Source organism: Paenarthrobacter sp. NPDC089714 (assembly GCF_044748905.1).
Taxonomy (GTDB): domain Bacteria; phylum Actinomycetota; class Actinomycetes; order Actinomycetales; family Micrococcaceae; genus Arthrobacter.
Genome location: NZ_JBIVGX010000001.1, coordinates 209,400 through 229,237 on the forward strand (window position 1 = coordinate 209,400; position 19,838 = coordinate 229,237).

17 protein-coding genes and 2 tRNA genes are annotated in these 19,838 nt (G+C 63.3%); 15 read left to right on the top strand and 4 right to left on the bottom strand.

Translation table 11 applies throughout. The features are described from left to right. Genes ACIPY3_RS00890 through ACIPY3_RS00900 form a run of 3 tightly spaced genes read right to left on the bottom strand, consistent with a single transcriptional unit; the run spans position 1 to position 3,415 of the window. A complete protein-coding gene (locus tag ACIPY3_RS00890) occupies positions 1 to 1,524 on the bottom strand; it encodes an APC family permease (RefSeq protein WP_400328959.1) in 1,524 nt (507 codons plus the stop codon). Further along, positions 1,521 to 2,729, bottom strand: coding sequence for a glutathionylspermidine synthase family protein (locus ACIPY3_RS00895; RefSeq protein WP_400328961.1), 1,209 nt, complete (start codon positions 2,727 to 2,729; stop codon positions 1,521 to 1,523). The genes ACIPY3_RS00890 and ACIPY3_RS00895 overlap by 4 nt, the downstream gene beginning before the upstream one ends. A gap of 2 nt (positions 2,730 to 2,731) precedes the next feature. Continuing rightward, the gene (locus ACIPY3_RS00900) at positions 2,732 to 3,415 is read right to left on the bottom strand and encodes a Tat pathway signal protein (protein WP_400328964.1); all 684 of its coding nucleotides are present in this window, start codon (positions 3,413 to 3,415) and stop codon (positions 2,732 to 2,734) included. Positions 3,416 to 3,565: 150 nt separating this feature from the next. Here ACIPY3_RS00900 and ACIPY3_RS00905 point away from each other — a divergent pair, with 150 nt between their 5' ends. From ACIPY3_RS00905 to ACIPY3_RS00960, 12 genes are all read left to right on the top strand, one after another. Next, positions 3,566 to 5,068, top strand: coding sequence for an ATP-binding protein (locus ACIPY3_RS00905; protein WP_400328967.1), 1,503 nt, complete (start codon positions 3,566 to 3,568; stop codon positions 5,066 to 5,068). Then, entirely contained in the window at positions 5,065 to 5,739 is a 675-nt protein-coding gene (locus ACIPY3_RS00910; protein WP_400328970.1) for a response regulator, read from the top strand. Before ACIPY3_RS00905 ends, ACIPY3_RS00910 begins: the two co-directional genes overlap by 4 nt. A gap of 227 nt (positions 5,740 to 5,966) precedes the next feature. Beyond that, a complete protein-coding gene (locus ACIPY3_RS00915) occupies positions 5,967 to 6,164 on the top strand; it encodes a hypothetical protein (RefSeq protein ID WP_400328972.1) in 198 nt (65 codons plus the stop codon). A gap of 269 nt (positions 6,165 to 6,433) precedes the next feature. Next, positions 6,434 to 6,721: a hypothetical protein gene (locus tag ACIPY3_RS00920; protein ID WP_400328974.1), complete on the top strand. Its 288-nt coding sequence runs from the start codon at positions 6,434 to 6,436 to the stop codon at positions 6,719 to 6,721. 1,011 nt (positions 6,722 to 7,732) lie between these two features. Then, entirely contained in the window at positions 7,733 to 8,569 is an 837-nt protein-coding gene (locus tag ACIPY3_RS00925) for a hypothetical protein (RefSeq protein WP_400328978.1), read from the top strand. 271 nt (positions 8,570 to 8,840) lie between these two features. Continuing rightward, the gene (locus tag ACIPY3_RS00930) at positions 8,841 to 9,497 is read left to right on the top strand and encodes an MOSC domain-containing protein (RefSeq protein ID WP_400328980.1); all 657 of its coding nucleotides are present in this window, start codon (positions 8,841 to 8,843) and stop codon (positions 9,495 to 9,497) included. Positions 9,498 to 9,879: 382 nt separating this feature from the next. Then, entirely contained in the window at positions 9,880 to 11,943 is a 2,064-nt protein-coding gene (locus tag ACIPY3_RS00935; protein WP_400328983.1) for a DEAD/DEAH box helicase, read from the top strand. Between the two features lie 98 nt (positions 11,944 to 12,041). Continuing rightward, complete coding sequence (locus ACIPY3_RS00940; protein WP_400328986.1) at positions 12,042 to 12,500, top strand: LysM peptidoglycan-binding domain-containing protein; 459 nt, start codon at positions 12,042 to 12,044, stop codon at positions 12,498 to 12,500. A gap of 117 nt (positions 12,501 to 12,617) precedes the next feature. Beyond that, positions 12,618 to 12,689, top strand: a tRNA-Thr gene (locus ACIPY3_RS00945). A gap of 60 nt (positions 12,690 to 12,749) precedes the next feature. Then, positions 12,750 to 12,823: transfer RNA gene (locus tag ACIPY3_RS00950), tRNA-Met, on the top strand. 83 nt (positions 12,824 to 12,906) lie between these two features. Continuing rightward, positions 12,907 to 13,563, top strand: a complete 657-nt coding sequence (locus ACIPY3_RS00955; protein ID WP_400328989.1) for an NAD(P)-binding oxidoreductase — start codon at positions 12,907 to 12,909, stop codon at positions 13,561 to 13,563. Positions 13,564 to 13,648: 85 nt separating this feature from the next. Further along, positions 13,649 to 15,220, top strand: coding sequence for a Na+/H+ antiporter (locus ACIPY3_RS00960; RefSeq protein ID WP_400269526.1), 1,572 nt, complete (start codon positions 13,649 to 13,651; stop codon positions 15,218 to 15,220). 24 nt (positions 15,221 to 15,244) lie between these two features. Here the strand turns inward: ACIPY3_RS00960 and ACIPY3_RS00965 are convergent, their stop codons facing one another. Continuing rightward, on the bottom strand, positions 15,245 to 16,462 hold the full coding sequence (locus ACIPY3_RS00965; protein ID WP_400328992.1) for an ROK family protein: 1,218 nt from the start codon (positions 16,460 to 16,462) through the stop codon (positions 15,245 to 15,247). Between the two features lie 225 nt (positions 16,463 to 16,687). Between ACIPY3_RS00965 and ACIPY3_RS00970 the strand changes: the two genes are divergently transcribed. Genes ACIPY3_RS00970 through ACIPY3_RS00980 form a run of 3 tightly spaced genes read left to right on the top strand, consistent with a single transcriptional unit; the run spans position 16,688 to position 19,822 of the window. Next, positions 16,688 to 17,959 (top strand): ABC transporter substrate-binding protein, encoded by a 1,272-nt coding sequence (locus ACIPY3_RS00970; RefSeq protein WP_400328995.1) that lies wholly within the window; start codon positions 16,688 to 16,690, stop codon positions 17,957 to 17,959. 22 nt (positions 17,960 to 17,981) lie between these two features. After that, positions 17,982 to 18,926 (top strand): carbohydrate ABC transporter permease, encoded by a 945-nt coding sequence (locus ACIPY3_RS00975; RefSeq protein WP_400328998.1) that lies wholly within the window; start codon positions 17,982 to 17,984, stop codon positions 18,924 to 18,926. After that, on the top strand, positions 18,926 to 19,822 hold the full coding sequence (locus ACIPY3_RS00980; protein ID WP_400329001.1) for a carbohydrate ABC transporter permease: 897 nt from the start codon (positions 18,926 to 18,928) through the stop codon (positions 19,820 to 19,822). The genes ACIPY3_RS00975 and ACIPY3_RS00980 overlap by 1 nt, the downstream gene beginning before the upstream one ends. Positions 19,823 to 19,838: the final 16 nt, after the last annotated feature.

Consider the following 19,838-nt stretch of genomic DNA (forward strand, 5'->3'; position numbering starts at 1 on the left):
CTACTCGCCCCGGACGATTCCCATGTCCGCGTGCTCACCGGTGAAGTACCCGCGGGTGGCCGGTGCGAAGCGGCACACGATGGCCAGCACCACGCCGAGGAGCAACAGCAGCACGCCGCTGACAAACGCTCCGCCGATGCCGAAAATCTGGGTGTCCCCGTACGCCGGGTCCCACATCTGGACGGCGGAAACGAAGAACGCTACCGTCAAGGCCACTGCTCCGAGGAGCGGGAGGATTCCGCGGAACCACAGGTTACGGGCCGACTCGCGAAGGGTGGTCCGGAAGAACCAGACACAGGCGAAACCGGTCAACGCGTAGTAGAAAGCAATGAACAAACTGATGGCGCTGATGGAATCGGCCAGCAGGTCCTCGCTGAGGAAGCTCATGGCCACGTAGTAGACCACGGCAGCGACGCCCATCACTTGCGTGGAGAAGCCCGGAGTCTGGAAGCGCTCGTGGACTTTTCCGAACCTGGCAGGCAGTGCGCCGTGGACCCCCATGGACAGCGTTCCACGGGCCGTGGGGAGGATGGTGGTCTGCGTGGAGGACAGCACCGAGGCCAACACGGCCACCACGATCAGCCACCCCCACGGACCCAGCACAACGTCCTTCATGGCCAGGAACACGTCGTCCTGGTTGGCGGAGTTGCCCAGCCCGATCCCGTCCGTGCCGATCGTCGCATACATCATCACCAGGAGCGCCATGGAAACGTAGATGGCTACGAGCACAAAGGAGGAAATCACGGCACCGCGGCCGGGAGTCTTTGAAGGGTTCTCGGTTTCCTCGTTGAGGGCCAGGCACGTGTCCCAGCCCCAGTAGATGAACAGGGCCAGGAGGACGCCATGGACCACGGCACTGGGATCGTTGAACGCGCCTACCGGGTTGAACCACTCAAAGTCGAAGGCCTGGCCCTCCGGCACGCCGCCGGCAATGCGGATGATGATCGCCAGCGCGAAGATGCCCAGGGAGATGTATTGGATGTAGGTCAGCGTCCGCTGGACATGCTCGCCCAGCCGGATGCCCCGGTGATTGACGAACGTCATGAAAGCTATGAACAGCACACCCGTGGCCGTGACAATCCACGTGTTCCCAGCGAGGGAGCCATCGCCGATCAAAAGCCACAGATACTTTCCGGCCACCTGGGCCAGGTTGGCCAAAACCACGATGCCTGCAAGGGCCACGCCCCAACCGCCCAACCAGCCGGCCCATGGACCGAACGCCCTCCGAGCCCAGATGAACGTGGTGCCGCAGTCCGGCATGGCGCTGTTCAGCTCCCGGAACGCGTAGGCAATGAACAGCACAGGGATGAAGCCGAGGACCAGAATCAGCGGGGTGTAGTTGCCGTTGACGGCAACGATCAGGCCCAGCGTGGCAGCGAGCGAATAGACCGGTGCAGTGGAGGCCAGGCCCAGCATGACGGAATCACCCAGGTCCAGGATTCCTGCCCGCAGGCCTTTGGAAGGAACGACGGCGGTTCCGTCGCCGCCCGGGGCGCCGCCCGGCGTCGAGGTTTCAGTGCTCATAGTGCGGCTCCAAAGAGGGAAGTCGAGGTTGGGCCCTGGGGTGCAGGTGCGTCGATGGTGTTGGGAACGAAACGGCAGAAGTAATCAGTGATGGGTCCATCGGACTCCCGGATGCCGCAGCCCACGGATTCACCGTCAACCACCCACAGGCCCAGGACAGGATGGTTTCCATCGAAATCGGGCAGCGCGTGGTACTGCTGGTAGCACCAGCCTTCGCGCCCGTAGCCACCGGGCTGCGTGATGTCGATGCCCGCAGCGTGGATGCGGACGTTGTCCCCTTCGCGCCCGTGCAAAGGTTTGGCAACCCACTCCTTGAGCGGACCGGGATCGCCGAGGTAAGCGGGCAAGAGATTCTCGTGGCCGGGGTAGAGGTGCCACAGGGCGGCCAGCAGCGCCTTGTTGGAGAGCAGCATCTTCCAGGCCGGCTCCACCCAACGCGGGTTGTGGGCACGTTGCAGGAGGCGGTGGCCGAACGGCTCCTTCATCATCAGTTCCCACGGGTACAGCTTGAACATGGTGCTGATCATGAAGTTGTCCAGGTCCACGAACCGGTTCAGGTTGGGGTCCCAGCCGATGTCCGACATGTTGATGCCAATGGTGGTCCAGCCGCCCTGGCTGGCAACGTCCCGCATGTAGGCCGCGGTCATCCAATCCTCGCCGGACTCCTCGGCCTCGGAGTGTGCCACGTGCAGGGTGCTCATGCCGGTGCGGAACTGCAACTTCTTCCACTGCCGGATCAGGGCCTCATGGATGCCGTTCCATTGGTCTTTCTCCGGGAACACATCCTGGAGCCAGAACCACTGCGCCACTGCCGCTTCGATCAGGCCTGTTGGCGTGTCAGCGTTGTACTCCAGCATCTTCGCCGGGCCGCCCTGGCCGTCATAGATGAAGTCGAAGCGGCCGTAGATGTCCATATCACCGGCCTGCAACGACTCCGCCGCGAGCTCCAAGGCCTGCCTGCCAATGCCGATGTCTCCCATGGCTCCGGTGGCCAGGTACTTCGCGGCTTCCAGGCACATGAGATGCATGTCCTCGGCGGTCTTCTCGAGCGTTTCCACCTCGTCCATGGAGAACTCGTAGTAGGCCGACTCGTTCCAGTATTCGATTTTCCGGCCATCGGGCATGGTGGTGGTTGAAAAAACCAGGCCCTGCTCTTCGATCTTCTTCTTCCAATCCGGCCGTGGCACGGAGGAGAGTCGCCGCACGCTTAGCCTCCCGAGCTTCCGCCGCTTTTCGAACTGCTGCCAAAGCCGCCACGGCTCACCGTTCCGCCCTTGCTGCTATAGCCGGTGGAGGTCTTTGCACCTTGAGGAACCGTTTTGGTGGCGCTCGGGTAGGAGCTGCGGTTCTGGCCAATGCCGGGCACACTTGCACCCCTGGAGTAGAAGTACCAGGCATAGACGCCCGAGCTTCGACCCGCCGAGCTGCTGTTGTTGCACTGGTCGTCGTCGACGCGCTCGCCGGTTTCCTCGTTGAAGCACACCTGTGCGTAATCGGCCTCGGCCTCGTTGCTGGCCACGATCGCGGTAATCGTTCCAGCCAGCAGCGCGGTAACGCCCAGACCCACGACGACGGTGCGGCGCTGCGACCGCTTCTTGCGCGCCGCGGCATCGCGTTCTTTGCGTTCGCGTTCCTTTTCGAAGGGATCGACGACGGGGAGCGGTCCGTTGGGGCGCTGGGCCTTCCGTCCGGTGGGCGCCGCGCCAGGGGCCTTCCCGTCCGTGGCTTTCCCGTCTTCGGGCACAGGTGTGCTCAATTCGGGGTGGAGTTCGGGTTTCGGCACTTGCCACGGTGGAGGCTTGGGGGCGTTGTTGCCGACGCCCGGCTCGCCGTTGGCACCCTGTCCACCGGCATTGGTGCCGTGGCCGTCAGGGCCTTCTTTTGGGTCCATGTGTATCCCCCTGGATAGACCGTAGGAGTGTCCGGCCCGCGCCGGACAGGAATTCTGAATGCAAGCCTAGTCCTTGCGGTGGTCGTGGGCACCGATGACATAGCCCGGTGGGTAGAACTACCCGTCTGCCGGACGTGCAAGGATGTAGCCATGCCTGCCGCCGACTCCCACAGTGACGACGCCGAGGGGTTGTTGTTGCGGCTCCCGCCGGTGCGGGGCATTGGACGACGCCGGGTGCTCAGCGGCCTGGTCCTGGCGCTGTTGCTGCCACCCGCCGTCGAACTTTTGGTGACGGTCCTCAACTTCCGTAACTTCTCCATGATCATGCTGCTGCAGTTGGCCGTGGCGGTGGCCGTAGCGGCGATCGGGGGACTGTGGCCAGCAGTGGTGGCGGCCGTTCTGGGCAGTTTCCTCCTGAACTACTTCTCCGCAGATCCTGTGGGGTCCCTTTCCATCGCGGACCCCACCACCCTGTTCACTGTGGTTGTCTTCCTTGCCGTCGCCTGCGGAGTGGCGCTCGCTGTAGGCCTGGCGACCCGTCGGGCCCAGGAAGCAGCGCGGTCCGGCGCCGAAGCCACGGCCCTCAGCGCGCTGGCCCTCCGGATCCTCAGCTCGGACGGGAGCCTTGAATCCTTCCTCGAGAAGGTGCGGGGGAACCTGGGAATGGAGGCGGTCACCCTCCTGGGCGCCGCGACTCCTGCCTCGGCCGGGGTTCCAGCCACATGGCGGGTCCTGGCGAGTGCCGGCCCCAATCCACCGGTGACCCATGCTGCGGCCGACCATGCCGCCGTCGTCGATCCCCACTACACGCTGTTGCTGCGCGGAGGGCCGCTGACGTTGCAGCACCAGCGGCTGCTGGCCGCCTTCGGTGCGTTCGTGGTGGCGGTGCGGGAGCGGCAGCAATTGGTGAAGAGCCGCAGGGACAATCTCCGCTTGGCCGAGGGCAACAAGATGCGGACGTCCATCCTCCGCGCCGTCTCGCACGATCTGCGGACACCGCTTGCGGGCATCAAGCTGGCCGTCAGCAGCCTGCGGCAGGAAGACGTGCAGTTCCCTCCGGATGTGGAGCGCGAACTGCTGGAGACGATCGAAAGCTACGCAGACCGCTTGGACCATCTGGTGGACAACCTGCTGGACATGTCCCGCATTACGGCCGATGCCGTCAACCCGTTGCTGGCCGGCATTGCGTGGGCCGAAGTGCTGCCGGACGCGCTGCGTGGTGTTCCCGCGGACAGGCTCCGCAACGAACTGCAGCCCAATCTCCCGCCGGTGCAGGCCGACGCAGGGATGCTGGAACGCGTGGTGGCGAACATTGCCGAGAATGCGGTGAAGTACGCGGCAGGTTCGGACGTTGTCCTGACGGCACGTGCCGGAGCAGGCATCACGGTGGGGGACACCCCGGCCAGTGAACTTCGCATTGCGGACCATGGCAAGGGAGTGGGACAGGCTGAGGTCCTGGAGATGTTCCAGCCCTTCCAACGCCTGGATGATTCGGCCGGAGGCGGCCCGGGGGTCGGGTTGGGTTTGGCGGTTGCCAAGGGTTTCACAGAGGCCATGGGCGGTACTCTGCGGGCGGAGCCGACGCCGGGTGGCGGCTTGACCATGGTGGTCACCCTCCCGCTCTGGACCGGGCACCAGGAAGGCATGGAATGACGCGCGTACTGATCGTGGAGGACGAGGCCCAGATTGCGCGGGCCATGCAGATCACCCTTCAAGCACACGGCTACCAGGCATTTTCTGTCGGGACGGGAGCAGATGCCCTTGTTGCCGTGGCCAAGGGGAAGGTGGACATTGTGGTCCTGGACCTGGGTTTGCCGGACATGGATGGGGTGGAGATCATCCGCCGCGTCCGCGGCTGGAGCAGCATGCCCATCATTGTCCTCTCCGCCCGGCATGCCTCGGAGGACAAGGTTGAAGCGCTCGACGCCGGTGCGGACGACTATGTGACCAAGCCTTTCGGCCTCGATGAGCTGCTCGCGCGGTTGCGGGTCGCCTCGCGCAGGCTCGTCACCTCGCAAGAGGAACCCACTCTGGCGACTGCCGACTTCATGGTGGACCTGGCGGGGAAGAAGATCGTCAAGGATGGTGCCGAGGTCCGCCTGACACCAACAGAGTGGAACATCCTTGAGCTGCTGGTCCGGAACAAGGGCAAGCTGGTGAGCCAACAGCAGCTCCTGACCCAGGTGTGGGGGCAGGCGTATGCCAAGGAGACCCAGTACCTTCGCGTCTACATTGCGCAACTCCGGCGGAAGCTGGAACGCGATCCAGCGGCTCCACGCCACCTGCACACGGAGGCAGGGATGGGATACAGGTTCGATCCGTAATTCGGTGACGCCTGTTCTCGGCACCACCTAGATGATTTTTCGTAGCACCTAATTTTTGGTTTTTACCACCTAATTTCCCTTGTTTGGGTCTAGGGAGAGCCTTTTTCGCCACCTAGGGCCGTTTTTGTGTGTTCACAATGTCCCCGGTTGCGTGGCCATTTCCGGTCACGGGCACCCCTTCTTTTGTTCGGGGTTTGGTTTGTCGAGGGCTATTGGGGGCCTTTTGTATGGCTGTTTTTGATCTGGGCGCGCAGACGCTCCCTACTCTTGTTCGGCAGTCGGATGCCTCGCATCAGGACCTCGGTGCGTTGGTGCGCCGGTTTCGGGGCATCGTCGCCCTGGTCCGCTCCACCCTCGCCCAAACCGATGACACGGCAACCACAGCCGTGTCGGCTGCACGGAACGCCGTGCAGGGCATCGGCTAATTCCTTGGCTGATTCTGGGATAGCTGTTTGGGCCACCGGCGGCCTCTCCAGCAAAGCCGTCGGGCCCATCCGGCACCTACGACCAACGCCTCGGCGACCATGCCCTTCCGGGCCGCCACCCCGACCTCCAACCCACCATCGGCGACAACGACGGCGGCCCCGGCACCTGGAAAGAGCCTTGGCGTGGTCGGAGCCCGAACGGCGTACCAGACCAAATCTTCGCAACCGGAGTCACCGCCACCGGACCCGAAGGAAGACTTCTCGAATACGTGATCGACCACGACAACGTCGTGGTCGAATATGACGGCCATCTTTGGCGTGGCCGCCCGCCCCAAGAGATATTCCAAGAGATCAAAGGCAACTACGGTTTTCTTATGAAACCGTTCTTCCAAAGGATCGGTGCCACCGACAAGATGATCGAAAAATGGATTGACAATCAACTATCCAGGCAATTCGACGCGCTGCCACCGGTGCGCGTTTGGAATGGATCTTCACTGCGAACAAAGGTCTTGCAGAAAAGTTTGAGCGTGCGATCCGCCGGCTGGAGTACCCGGTAGATGTGAGATACATCCCACGAGTGAAGTGAACATGGAGGAAGCGTCCAGGTGAATCAGGGACAAGAACACGAGCGGCCTTTCATCGTTGGAAGGTGGCAAGCCAGATCCGAGGAAACACATCAATTGGCCTCTAAGGTTCTCGATACGCTTGCCGCCATCGAATCCGGCATGCACACGGACCTGGGCTGGTTTGCCGACGTCGGGGGTGAGCACAAGATATCTATGGTGCCGTTCCCCAAAGAGGAAGGGTCTGCCATTCGACAAGTCGAGTCGTTTGCGAAGTTCGTCGACGATTGCGGGACGCCGTTGGGAGCAAGGCGGACTGGCTCTGGCTCTGTATGGCACGACGGATAATTCAAATCCCGGCGACCTCGTCGCTCTGACGGGCACGGTAGGTGCAGTCACCCGCAGAGGGACCTCTCTTCAGATCGCTTTCTTGAATCCGGAGGCGGTTCCCTCTCCTGCAGGGTTAGCCGCCATTGTGGAAGCCGTCGGTGAGATTTGGGAAATGGATTGGTGCGCGGGACTCAGCGACGAAGTCATCGCGACTGTCAATAAGCCATTTGGGGAGCCCGGTGTTGGCTTCGTGAGCTATTGGGGGGACGCGCTGCTGGCGACACTTCCTAGCACCGAGCAGGTCAAGGTTCGCAAAACATCAAGCGGTACGCTAGCCGAACTCAGGGATTGGAGCCCCGAGAAAGCGATTGAATATGCCAAGTTTGTCCATCATGGTCGAGGTCTATAGGGGCCGACGAAGGCAAAGCTGCAACCAAAGATTCTGTTCACCACTCACCCGCCGGCGTACGAACGTACTTCGCCAACAACAGCAGATGCGGGTCAGACCAACTATTCATCCAAATTCCGAACGTGGCTCTTGACTGGAACGGTAGGGCCCTGGCACGAGAGTGAGCCTCTGTGGGTTTTTTCAAGAAGAGGGTCCATGCCCCCGAACCAATAGACGAGGAGCTGACCTTTTTCACAGTTTCCGAGGCCAATAGGTTCCGTGGGCTCATGCGTGAGCTCCTTGCCGAGATGGGTTACGAAGTACAGATCCATGGCCCGCATGCGGTAGACGCCCAAGGCCGTGGCTACGGTTTCCGGAATGTGGCAGCCCGATGCAATGCCCAAGATGAAGTCCAATGGCGCAACACGATTGCGGAGCACCTTCAGCGTGTCTTGGCAGGCTTCGAGACTCCGGATCCCTTTGAAAACCTTCAGCCTGGCAATATCGCGAAGCAAACGTTCGCTCGTCTCTATGGGGAGAAGCACCTGCCAAAGATGGAACGGTATCCGCACAGGGAGTTCGCTCCGGGCATCGTCGAGGTGCTGGCACTCGACCTTCCAGACTTAGTCCAAATGTTTGATCACGACCATGCCAGGAGATTCGGCGGCTGGGAGGCGCTGCGGGCTCAGGGTATAGCCAACCTGCGCGAGTTGGAAGTAGAGCGGCTTGAAAGGTTCGAGGCCCCGGGCGGTGGATTTTTCCACGGTCTCATGGGCAACAATGTCTACACCGGAAGCCGCGCCTTGATGCTGCCTGGGCTTTCTGCGGAGATGACGGGCAAACCGGGCTCCACCCATCTTGGGTGGTTGATGAGCGTTCCGAACCGCCACCAGCTTGCCTGGCATCACATCGAGGATGGCAGCGTGATCCATGTCCTCGACGCAATGGCGAGATTCACCCTGAGCGCCTACAGTGAGGCGCCCGGACCGGTGAGCCCACACGTCTACTGGTGGAATGGCAGTGGCTACGACCAACTGACCAACCTGGCCGATGATGGAGCATTTTCCGTTCGTGTCAGTCCAGGTTTCCAATCGGTGCTGATGGAAGTTCTGTCGCGCGACTGAAGTTTCGTCTCCGGCAGGTTCGCTGCTCAGCCGGCCAGCCGCCGTCGTGATTCACTGCGCAGTGCTGTACCGCCGCCACCTACTTTGAGCGCTAGAGTCGGCCTGAAACCCCTATGGCATGGCGCGTCGGGAATATCCCCGCCCAAAGTGGGTCGTGGTGGTACGCCGATCGGTGCAACGCCGAGTCCAAAGCGAAAGGTGAGAGAGCGTCCGGCGTGGAGGGGGGTTTGGTGAGAGAGGGTTGGGGTGGGTGGCTCGTAGACTAATCCCCATGAACACCGCCTCCCTTCTTGCCGTCTGCCGGGTCCACCAACTGTTGCCGGACCCGGAAGGCAGCGTGGGCGTGACCGCGATCGACAAACGCGCGGTGGAGGGACCCGTTAAGGTGCACAAGCTGGGCCTTCACGGCGATGTCCAAGCCAGCCGCAAGGATCACGGGGGAGAGGACCAGGCCCTCTACGCCTACTCGCAGGATGACGCCGACTTCTGGTCCGCTGAACTGGGTCGCGAGCTGCCGCCGGGAATCTTCGGCGAGAACCTCCGCGTAGCCGGCATCGACGCCACCGGAGCAGTGATCGGGGAGCGGTGGAAGATCGGCCTGGACCTGGAAGTTGAAGTGACCTCGCCGCGTGTTCCGTGCGCCACGTTCCAACGGGTGCTGGGGGAGCCGCAGTGGGTCAAGCGGTTCACCAACGAGGGGCGGGTGGGAACGTACCTGCGCGTGATCAAGACCGGGACTATATCGGCCGGCGACCACATCCATCGGCTCTTCGTCCCCAGGCACGGCATCACAGTGGGCCAGTGGTTCAGCGAACCGACCCCGGAAATCGTCCAGGCCCTGCTCGATGCCGAAGCCGATGGAGAGATCCGTTTGCAGGATGAATACCACTCAAAGTTCGAGAAAATCCTGCGCCGCAACGGCCTCTAGCACCGCCCCACACAGAGGAGTGTGCGCAAGCTCTCACCGCCGCCGGCGCAGTATAAGTCGCGGTGGACCATGCCCGTGCCCTACACTGGATACATCCCCCACTCCGGAATTCCCTTTATCCTGCCCAATTTTTGAGGCAGGACTGGTAAGTGTTGGGGCCCGCAAACTGTGTGCGGGCATTTTCATAGGGAGCGCCGGCTAAAGAAAACGCTGTACAGACTGCTGGGATAGCAGCCAAGAGATGCAGCGCGAAGTCCTGCCATGGGATTGCGACAGCGCCGGACTTCTGCGAAAGCAGGGCACCCTTGCCGGGCTTTCGCGTGTACTGCGGCCAAGCCCAACCGGGCCGCGCCGACGCCCTATGGATGAGGAATTTCCCCACATGCCCGAGACTCTCAACGAGAACCTTGACGCCGAGACCGCAGAGACCGTGAGCGACGCTCCGGAAGCATCGGCCGCCGTCGAAACCCCTGCCGACGAAACCGCAGCCGCTCCTGCCGCCGAAGCCGAAGAGGAAGGCGTCCGCTTCTCCGACCTCGGCCTTGACGGCCGCGTCCTTGCAGCCCTCCAGGATGTTGGCTACGAGAAGCCGTCCCCCATCCAGGCCGCCACCATTCCGCTGCTCCTGGAAGGCCGCGACGTCGTTGGCCTGGCCCAGACCGGTACCGGCAAGACCGCAGCCTTCGCTGTTCCTGCCTTGTCCCGCCTCGCCGAACTCCACGACCTCAACGGCCCCTCCCGCAAGACCCAGGCCCTGGTCCTGGCTCCGACCCGTGAGCTCGCCCTTCAGGTTGCCGAGGCTTTCACCTCCTACGCCAAGCACATGGATGACTTCACGGTGCTGCCCGTCTACGGTGGCTCGGCTTACGGCCCGCAGCTCGCCGGCCTGCGCCGCGGTGCCCAGGTTGTAGTGGGTACGCCCGGTCGCGTGATCGACCACATCTCCAAGGGTTCCCTGGACCTCTCCGAACTCCAGTACCTGGTGCTGGACGAAGCCGACGAGATGCTGCGCATGGGCTTCGCCGATGACGTGGAGCAGATCTTCCAGCAGACCCCGGAGACCCGCCAGGTGGCGCTCTTCTCTGCCACCATGCCCGGCCAGATCCGCCGCATGTCCAAGCAGTACCTGAACGACCCCGCCGAGATCTCGGTCAAGTCCAAGACCTCCACGGGTTCCAACATCCGCCAGCGCTACGTGCAGGTCATGGGCCCGCACAAGCTGGACGCGATGACCCGCATCCTCGAGGTGGAAGAGTTCGACGGCGTCATCGCCTTCGTGCGCACCAAGATGGCCACGGAGGACCTCGCCGACAAGTTGAAGGCCCGCGGCTTCCAGGCTGCCGCCATCAACGGCGACATCCCGCAGCAGCAGCGTGAGCGCACGGTTGACGCCCTGCGCGAGGGCCGCATCGACATCCTGGTGGCAACCGACGTCGCCGCCCGTGGCCTCGACGTGGAGCGCATCAGCCACGTCGTGAACTACGACATCCCGCACGACACCGAGTCCTACGTCCACCGCATTGGCCGTACGGGACGTGCAGGCCGCAGTGGCGACGCGATCCTCTTCATGACCCCGCGCGAGAAGTACTTGCTCCGTGCCATCGAGAAGGCAACCCGCCAGTCGGTGGAGCAGATGCACTTGCCGACCGCGGAAACGGTCAACTCCCTGCGCCTGGGCAAGTTCGCCGAGCGCATCACCGAAACCCTCGAGTCGGAAGATGTTTCGCTGTTCCGCGACCTCATCGCTTCCTACGAGGAGGAGCACAAGGTTCCGGCCGCCGAGATCGCCGCAGCCCTGGCCGTCATGGCACAGGGTGGCCAGCCGCTCCTGGTCAAGGACCTCCCTGCAGCACCGGAATTCCAGAAGCGCGAGCGCAAGGACGGCTTCAACTCCCGCGGCCCGTCCCGTGCCCTGACCGAGGGCAACGCCACGTACCGGATCGCCGTCGGACGCCGCCAGCGCGTCATGCCGGGTTCGATCGTGGGCGCCATCGCCAACGAAGGTGGCATCTCGTCCTCGCAGATCGGTGGCATCGACATCCGTTCGGACCACTCCCTGGTGGAGCTCCCCGCGGACCTGAGCCCCGAGCAGCTGCGCGCCCTGTCCCGTACCCGGATTGGCGGCGAGCTGATCCACCTCGAGCTGGACACGGGACGGAAGCCCCGCGGTGAAGGCGATCGCGGCGGCTACTCCGGTGGCCGTGGCGGCGGAAACTTCAAGGGCAACGGTGGCTTCAAGAAGGAGTTCCGCCGCAACGACGGTGAGCGCTCCTCGGCAGACCGTGGCGGCCGCTCCTACAGCGAGCGCACCTCCGGCAGCTACGGCGACCGTGACCGCGGCCAGTCCAGCGGATCGCGGTTCGGCGGTCACGGCGACGGTGCCCGCAAGCCCCGTGGCGGCGGCGAAGGCGGCCACCGCGACTTCAACCGCAAGGGCAAGTGGTAAACACTCTGCAGCATCCTGACCGAGGGGTCGGCTTTCGAGCCGGCCCCTCGGCCGTTTAACGGGTTCCCTGCCACTGGCACCCGCCGTACCATCGAGCCATGGGATTCCTGGACAACGTGAAGAAGAACCTCGGTTTGGGACACAAGGACCACGCTGCCGGGGAATCGGCAGCGCGCCAAGCGGCTGAGGACGCTGCCGCCGTCGAGGTTTCCGCCTCGGACACGGCGGCCGCGGAGGCCGCCGCAGCGCAGGCGGCCGAACAGCAGGCGGCAGCCACCGCTGCGGCAGCGCAGGAGGCGCACGACGTCGGTCTGGAGCCTTCGGACCCGGAGGTGCGGCAGGCGGGCCAGGACGCCGCCGTGGAGGCCGCTGCAGGGGCCGGGCAGACGGGGAGAGTGGCCCCCCGCGTCACGGAAGTGGTGGTGGAACCGGGGGACACCATGGGCGGCATCGCGGCCCAGTTCAAAGTGGACCTTGGAGCGCTGATTGCGACGAACGCAGACAAGGTGCCGAACCCGGATGCGATCTACCCCGGACAGGTGCTCCGTCTTCCCTGAAATGGCCGCTTTGAGAACAGGAAATTGGCCGGTTCGCAAATTGTGTCGGAGCTGTTTTTCCCCGTCTTTGCACCGATTTGGAGCTTCGGAAAACCTCCGGTAGAGTATTTACTCGTTGCCCCCCTAGCTCAGTGGTAGAGCGCGTTCTTGGTAAGAACGAGGTCACCGGATCGATTCCGGTGGGGGGCTCTGGATGAGGGCCTGCGTCAAGGCGGTTTTGACCGGCTGACGCAGGCTTTTCTCATCCGTGGCGGTGTAGCTCAGTTGGTTAGAGCGCACGACTCATAATCGTGAGGTCGGGAGATCGAGCCTCCCCACCGCTACAAAGCAAGGCCCCGCAGGTTTTCACCTGCGGGGCCTTTTTGTTGCCGCGCCACGTAGGGCCGATCTGGGACAGAATGGGTGCATGAGCCGAATCGCAATCATTGGCGGCCACGGCAAGGTGGCCCTGCATCTGTCCAGGATTCTTAGTGGCGAAGGTCACGATGTCACGTCGTTCGTGCGGAATCCCGATCATGTGGCTGATGTCACGGAAACCGGGGCCGCCGCCGAGGTCCTGGACGTGGAAAGTTCGACGACGGCGGAACTCGCCCAGGCGCTCGCGGGCCATGACGCCGTGGTCTGGTCGGCGGGTGCCGGGGGAGGCAACCCGGAGAGGACGTATGCGGTGGACCGGGACGCGGCGATCCGTTCCATGGACGCAGCCGCCGAAGCCGGCGTCAACCGCTACGTGATGGTTTCCTACCTCGGCGCCGCGAAGGACCACGGAGTCCCCGAGGACCACGGATTCTTTGCGTACGCCGAAGCCAAGGCGGCCGCCGACGACTACCTGCGAAGTACCTCGCTGGACTGGACGGTGTTGGGCCCAGGGGCACTGACGGATGTGCCGCCGACGGGCCTGATCGAGGTGGATCCAGCGAACCCGGACGACGGTACGCAGACTTCCCGGGCCAATGTGGCCCTGGTGGCGGCTGCGGTCCTGGAACTTCCGGACACAGTCCACCGCACTATCAGGTTCAAGGACGGCGCCGTGGACGTCGTGGACGCCCTGACCGGGGAGTGAGGCCCGCCCCCCGGGATATGTTGGTAGGGAACTTTCGCGGCCTGGTCCGCTGAAGTGCCGGACATACTCATGGGGAAGCGGGACTATGGATCAATTGGCGCTGATTATCGGATTGCTGCTTGCAACGGTGGTGGCTGTTGGTTTGGGGGACCGGCTGAGGCTTCCCTACCCGGTGCTGATGCTGCTGCTGGCGGTGGCCCTGACGTTCATTCCGGGGTTCCCCGAGTTTGAGATCTCCCCGGAGCTGATCCTCCCCATCTTCCTTCCGCCGTTGCTTTTCGCCACGGCACAGAAGAGTTCCTGGGCCGTGTTCCGTGTGCGGTGGAGGACGTTGCTGCTCATGGCCGTGGCCCTGGTGGTGGTCTCCACCGCAGCAGTGGCGGGAGCCGCCTGGCTCATGATCCCGGGGATCGGCATTCCTGCGGCAATCGCCTTGGGGGCCATGGTGGCGCCGCCGGACCCCGTGGCGGTGGAATCCGTTGCCGGCCGGGTCCATATGCCGCGTCGACTGATCACTGTCCTGCAGAGCGAGGGATTGTTCAACGACGCGGCCGCCATTGTGATCTTCCAGGCGGCAGTGGCGGCCACACTGGCCGGCAGCGAGGTAGGCCCGGGAATCATCCTCCAGTTCGTCATCGGCGCGGCACTCGCCGTGCTGATCGGCATCGCCATGGGCTGGCTCACCAAGGTCATCACCAAGCTGGTGTCCTCCATGGTGGCCAGGAGTGCTGTGACGCTGGTTGTTCCGTTCGCCGCGTACATCCTGGCGGAAGAGCTGCACGCCTCAGGCGTGGTGGCCGTCGTCGTCACGGCCTTGGAGCTGCAACGCCACGCCCGGCCGCAGGACGCCGCCGAGCGGGTTACCCGGAACGCCTTCTGGGATGTGGTGGAACTCCTGGCCACGGGACTGGCGTTCGGTTTGGTGGGCCTGGAGATCCGTCACGTCATCCGGGATGAGGGCACAGCCATCTTCGGCATGATCGGCATGGCCGTGGTGATCTGCGTGCTGGTGTTCGTGGTGCGCTACCTCTGGCTGGGTCTCTTGGCGCTGTCTGCCAACAGGCGCCGGAACCTCCTGCAGCCTACGACGCCGAAGGAAGTACTCATCCTGACGTGGTGCGGCATGCGCGGGCTTGCCACCCTGGCCCTGGCGTTGGCGCTTCCGCTCACCCTCCCGGACGGCAGCGATTTCCCGGCCCGGCACGAGATCCTGGTGATTGCCTGTGCCGTGCTGCTGGCCACGCTGGTGGTGCCGGGGCTGACACTTCCATGGCTCATGCGTGTCCTCAAGGCCACCGAGGATGGCTCGCACGAAAAGGACGCGGCCCGGTTGCTGGCCAAGCGTGCCCAGACGGCCGCGGTGGCGGCACTCAAGGAGCACGACCTCATGAAGGAGTTGCCGCCGGAAAAGGTGGCCCTGGTCAAGGAAAAGATGCGCCGCCTGCACGCCGAGCTGCTGGATGGAACGCTCAAGAACGAGTCCGCCGCGGAGAAGCGCGAGCGTGGCCGGGAATTGGCCATCACGGTGCAGACCATCGCCTTGGACGCTGCCAGGCTGGAAGTGGTGCAGGCCCGCAACGAGCCGGGGACGGATCCGGAGGTTGCCGACCGGGTGCTCCGGCAACTGGACCTGCGGACCATGTCCATGCCGGAGTAGGCCGGAGCCTCCAGCGGGGTGGTGTCAGGAAGCCCGCTTTGGCAGGGATGAAGGGGAGAGATCCAGTGCGTGCTCTTCCACGTAGTCCAGGGCGTGCCGGATGGCTCCGAGCGAGACAATGCCTTCCCCCAGGGTGGACGTGGCCAACCTCGGGGGAGTGAAGGTGAACTCCGGCAGGTGTTGCTGGATGCCCGGAAGCAATGTCCTCGCGGAGGCTGCCACCCCTCCGGCGAGCACCACCAGTTCCGGGTTGACCAGCGTGCTGATGGAGCCGATAACCCTCGCCATGCGCAATGACACCCTGTCCAGCGCGCTGCGGGCGGCACCGTCTCCATCGGCCGCTGCTGCGAAGACCATCTCGGCGGTCAGGTCATCCGGGTTGCCGCCACAGAGCCCGTGGAGGGTTGTCCCGTCCGCCTCTTCCATGGCTTCTCGGCCCGCCAGGGCGGCGTAGAAGGCGATTCCATACGTGTTACCCACGCCGTCCACGTTGTCGAGGAATCCCAGTTCACCGAAGCCGCCCACCTGGCCGTGGAGGAGACGTCCGGATTCCAGGATCCCGGAACCCAGGCGGTCTCCGGCCAGCATGACCACCAGGTTGTCCACCCCCTGGGCCGTCCCTTGCCATCGTTCGGCCAGGGCCGCGAGGTTGGCGTCGTTTTCGAGGAGAACATGCCACCCGTGGCGCTCGGACACGGTCCGGCGAACGTCGAAGGATTGCCAGAATTCCTGGACGGTGAGGACTTCGCCCTCCCGGCTGACGGGTGCGGCCACGCCAACGGATACTGCCAGGACGGAGTCCGCAGGAACCCCGGCCTCCTGCAAGGCGTTGGCTGCGATCTTGTCCAGCACATCGGCGCGTTCGGCCGCGGAGACGTTGTACGTCCGGAAGGGCATGGTGACCTGTGAGAGGGGGTTTCCGGCCATGTCGGCGACGATCGTGGTGATCTTGTTGGCACCGATGTCGATGCCCAGGACGCTGGCGGCGCCATCGTCGAACACGAAACGCCGGGCCGGGCGTCCCTTGACGTAATCGCCCGCGCCGCGCTGGTTCTCGAGTTCCCGAAGCCAGCCGAGCCGGACCAGCTCGTCGCAAATGGAAATGACGGTTGCCCGGGAGAGTCCCGTCTGGGCCATCAGCTCGGTTCCGGTGACAACCCCTGCGCCGCGCATGGCCTTGAGCATTGCCCCGGCGTTAAGCCTGCGGACCAGCTGGGTTGAGGGCGCCGTTCCAGTGAGCATCGTGTGTTCCCACCTTTCCTGGCCGCCAGAGGTATCGGCCTCTCTAAATTTAGTACATAAATTTAGACTTCGCCGTGTTACGGCTTCGGGCTTGACGGTGTGGCGGCCCTCACATAATACTTGCGACAGGTAATAAATTTATCTCCTATCTAAAATCCCGGGGTGGTGTCGCGCGCCATCACCCCGTTGGCATGCGGCAGAGGGGCCGCACGACGAAAGGATCACGTGTCTGTGAAAGTGACACGCAAGAAACGTTGGGCCGCCATGGGCCTTGGGCTGGCATTGCTTGCCGGTCTTCTTTCGGGATGTGCAGGAGAGCACGGGAAGGAAACCATCCGCTTCACCTTCAGCAAGCGGGAAGCGATTGGTTTCATGACCAAGCTCGTCTCCGAGTACAACGCCTCGCAGGACCACACGGAAGTGGTGCTGGATACGTCCGGCGTCGATGTGGTCTCGGCAAGCTTTGTCCGCGGCAATCCGCCGGACATCGCCTTGGCGAACTACAACATGGAGACTTCGCGCTTCGTCCAGCGGGGTGCGTTGAGCGATCTCTCCGGCACGGGTGCAGCCAGCCGCGTCCGCGAAGACCTCCAGCCGCTTATGGACCAGTACGGTTCCTACCCCGGCCGCACCAGTGCCCTGCCATATTCGGTGATGGCCTCCTCGGTGATCTACAACAAGCAAATCTTCGCGGCCAACAACATCAAGGTGCCTACCACCTGGAGCGAGCTGATTGCCGCGTGCGAGAAGCTCAAAGCTGCCGGAGTGACGCCTTTCTATGCCACGTGGAAAGATGACTGGACCATCGCCCAGGGCTGGTTCGACTATGCGGTGGGTGGCCAAGTGGACACACTTGGCTTCTTCGACAACCTGGCCTCCGAAGGTACGGCCGTTGGATCCGGCTCCGAGGCTTCGTTCCAGAAGGATTTTGGCCAGCCGGTGGACAAGATGCTGACGCTCGCCAAAAACTACGTGAACAAGGACGCTGCCAGCCGGGCATATGGAGACGGCAACCTCGCCTTCTCGCAGGGGAAGGCGGCAATGTACCTGCAGGGACCGTGGGCCTTTAGCGAAGTTGCCAAGACCGCTCCAGGCCTTGATCTCGGAACCTTTCCGCTGCCCATGACCGAGGATCCCAAGGATCTGCGGGTCCGCGTCAACGTCGACCTCGCGGCGTGGATTCCTGAAGCGTCCAAGCACAAAGAGGCCGCCCGGGACTTCCTGGAGTACTTGTACCGGCCTGAGGTCATCGACGCGTACAACAAGTCGCAGTTGGGTTTCACGCCTACCAAGGATGCGGCCGGCGTCCCGGATCCCCGGATCGCCGGAATGGTGGAGTACTACGACAAGGCCCAGGTCTACCAGGGTCCGTCCGTACTGGTCCCCAAGACGATTCCAATCATGAACTACACGCAGGCGCTCGTGTTCGGAGCCGACCCTGCATCCACCCTCCGCACGCTTGACTCAGATTGGGCACGCCTGGCTTTCCGCCAGTAGCGCAGAACCAGGAGCCAGATACATGTCCATCATCACTACACCAGCGTCAGAGAAATCCTCCGCGAACGGCCCGGCAGCCTCAGGGAAAGAACGTCCCGCCAGGCGCAGCGGCAGGCGGGTGGAGCCGATCTTCTACCTCTTCCTGCTGCCCAGCCTTGTCTTGTTCACCCTGGCAATCACCGTTCCAGGCATCATTGGCATCTTCTTCAGCTTCACGGATTCCATCGGAATCGGGGACTGGGAGTTCGTTGGGCTGACCAATTACATTGCAATCTTCAGCGACCCTGCCATCCTGCAGAGCTACCTGTTCACCTTCGGATTCTCGATTGTCACGGTGATCGTGGTCAACGTGATCGCCTTCCTGCTGGCCGTCGGGCTGACCTCCCGCATCCGGATGAAGTCCGCGCTGCGCACCGTCTTTGTCATCCCGATGGTGGTTTCGGGCATCATCATCGCCTACGTCTTCAATTTCCTCTTTTCGAATTCGCTCCCTGCGCTCGGCGCGGGCACCGGAATTCCTTGGCTGGAGGGCAGTCTCCTCGCCAACCCCGATCTCGCGTGGATCGCCGTCGTGCTGGTCACCGCCTGGCAGGCCGTGCCGGGGTCGCTCCTGATCTACATCGCCGGACTTGTTGCCGTGCCGGGAGACGTTTATGAGGCTGCGGAAATTGACGGCGCCAGCAAAGTGCAGCAACTCCTCAAAATCACCCTGCCCCTCGTGGCCGGCTATGTGGTCATCAATGTCATCCTGGGGTTCAAAGGCTTCCTCAATGCCTACGACATCATCGTCGGGCTGACGAACGGTGGTCCGGGAACGTCGACCAGGAGCATCGCGATGACCGTCATCACCGGCTTCAACGGTGGCGATTACGCCTACCAGATGGCCAACGCCACCATCTTCTTCGTGGTGGCCATCCTGATCTCCCTCGTACAGCTATCCCTGACCCGCGGACGGAATGCCCTCTGATGAGCACACAAGCAACCCTCGGACGTGAGGGCAACACCAAAGCCACCGGCAGTACCCGTCGGTCAGCCGACAGGCCGGAACGGATCAACTGGTCCGGAACCACCATCCTCATCCTGTGCGCGGTAACGGTCCTGTTGCCCCTCTACGTCACCGTCTCCATGGCCTTCAAGACCCAAGGCCAGGCGGTGGACGGCAACGCCTTCTCCTTGCCTGCTCCCTTCAGCCTGGACGGCTTTGTCCAGGCCTGGACGCTGACCAACTTCCCGGTTGGTGCTGCGATGTCCTTGCTGGTCACGGCAGGGACGGTGGTGGCCACCATTGTCCTGGCGGCCTTCGCCTCCTATGCCATAGTGCGCAATTGGGAGCGGCGGCTGTTCCGCTACTCGTTCTTCTACCTGCTGGCGGCCATGTTCATCCCGTTCCCGGTAGTTGCGCTGCCGCAGATCCAGTTGACGGGCCGCTTGGGCCTGGACAATCCGCTCGGCGTCATCCTGCTGGCCACCATGTTCCAGTTGAGCTTCAGCGTGCTCCTGTTCACCGCCTTCCTCCGGTCGATTCCCATGGAGTTGGAAGAGAGTGCCAGGATCGATGGGGCAACCACGTGGCAGACGTTCTGGAAGTTGATCTTCCCGCTCTTGGCCCCCATGAGCGCAACCGTGGGAATCTTCGCGTTCCTGTACGCCTGGAACGACTTCATGATGCCGTCGTTGATCATTTCCGATCCGGCGCTCCAGACCCTCCCCGTGAGGCAGAGCCTGTTCCAAACGCAGTTCAGCAACAACTACCACGTCTCTTTCGCGTCGTACCTGATGGCCATGGCTCCGGCGATTGTTGCCTACCTGTTTACGCAGAGATGGGTCATGGCGGGCGTGACCCAGGGAGCCGTCAAGGGCTGAGTGTTGACCTGCCGGG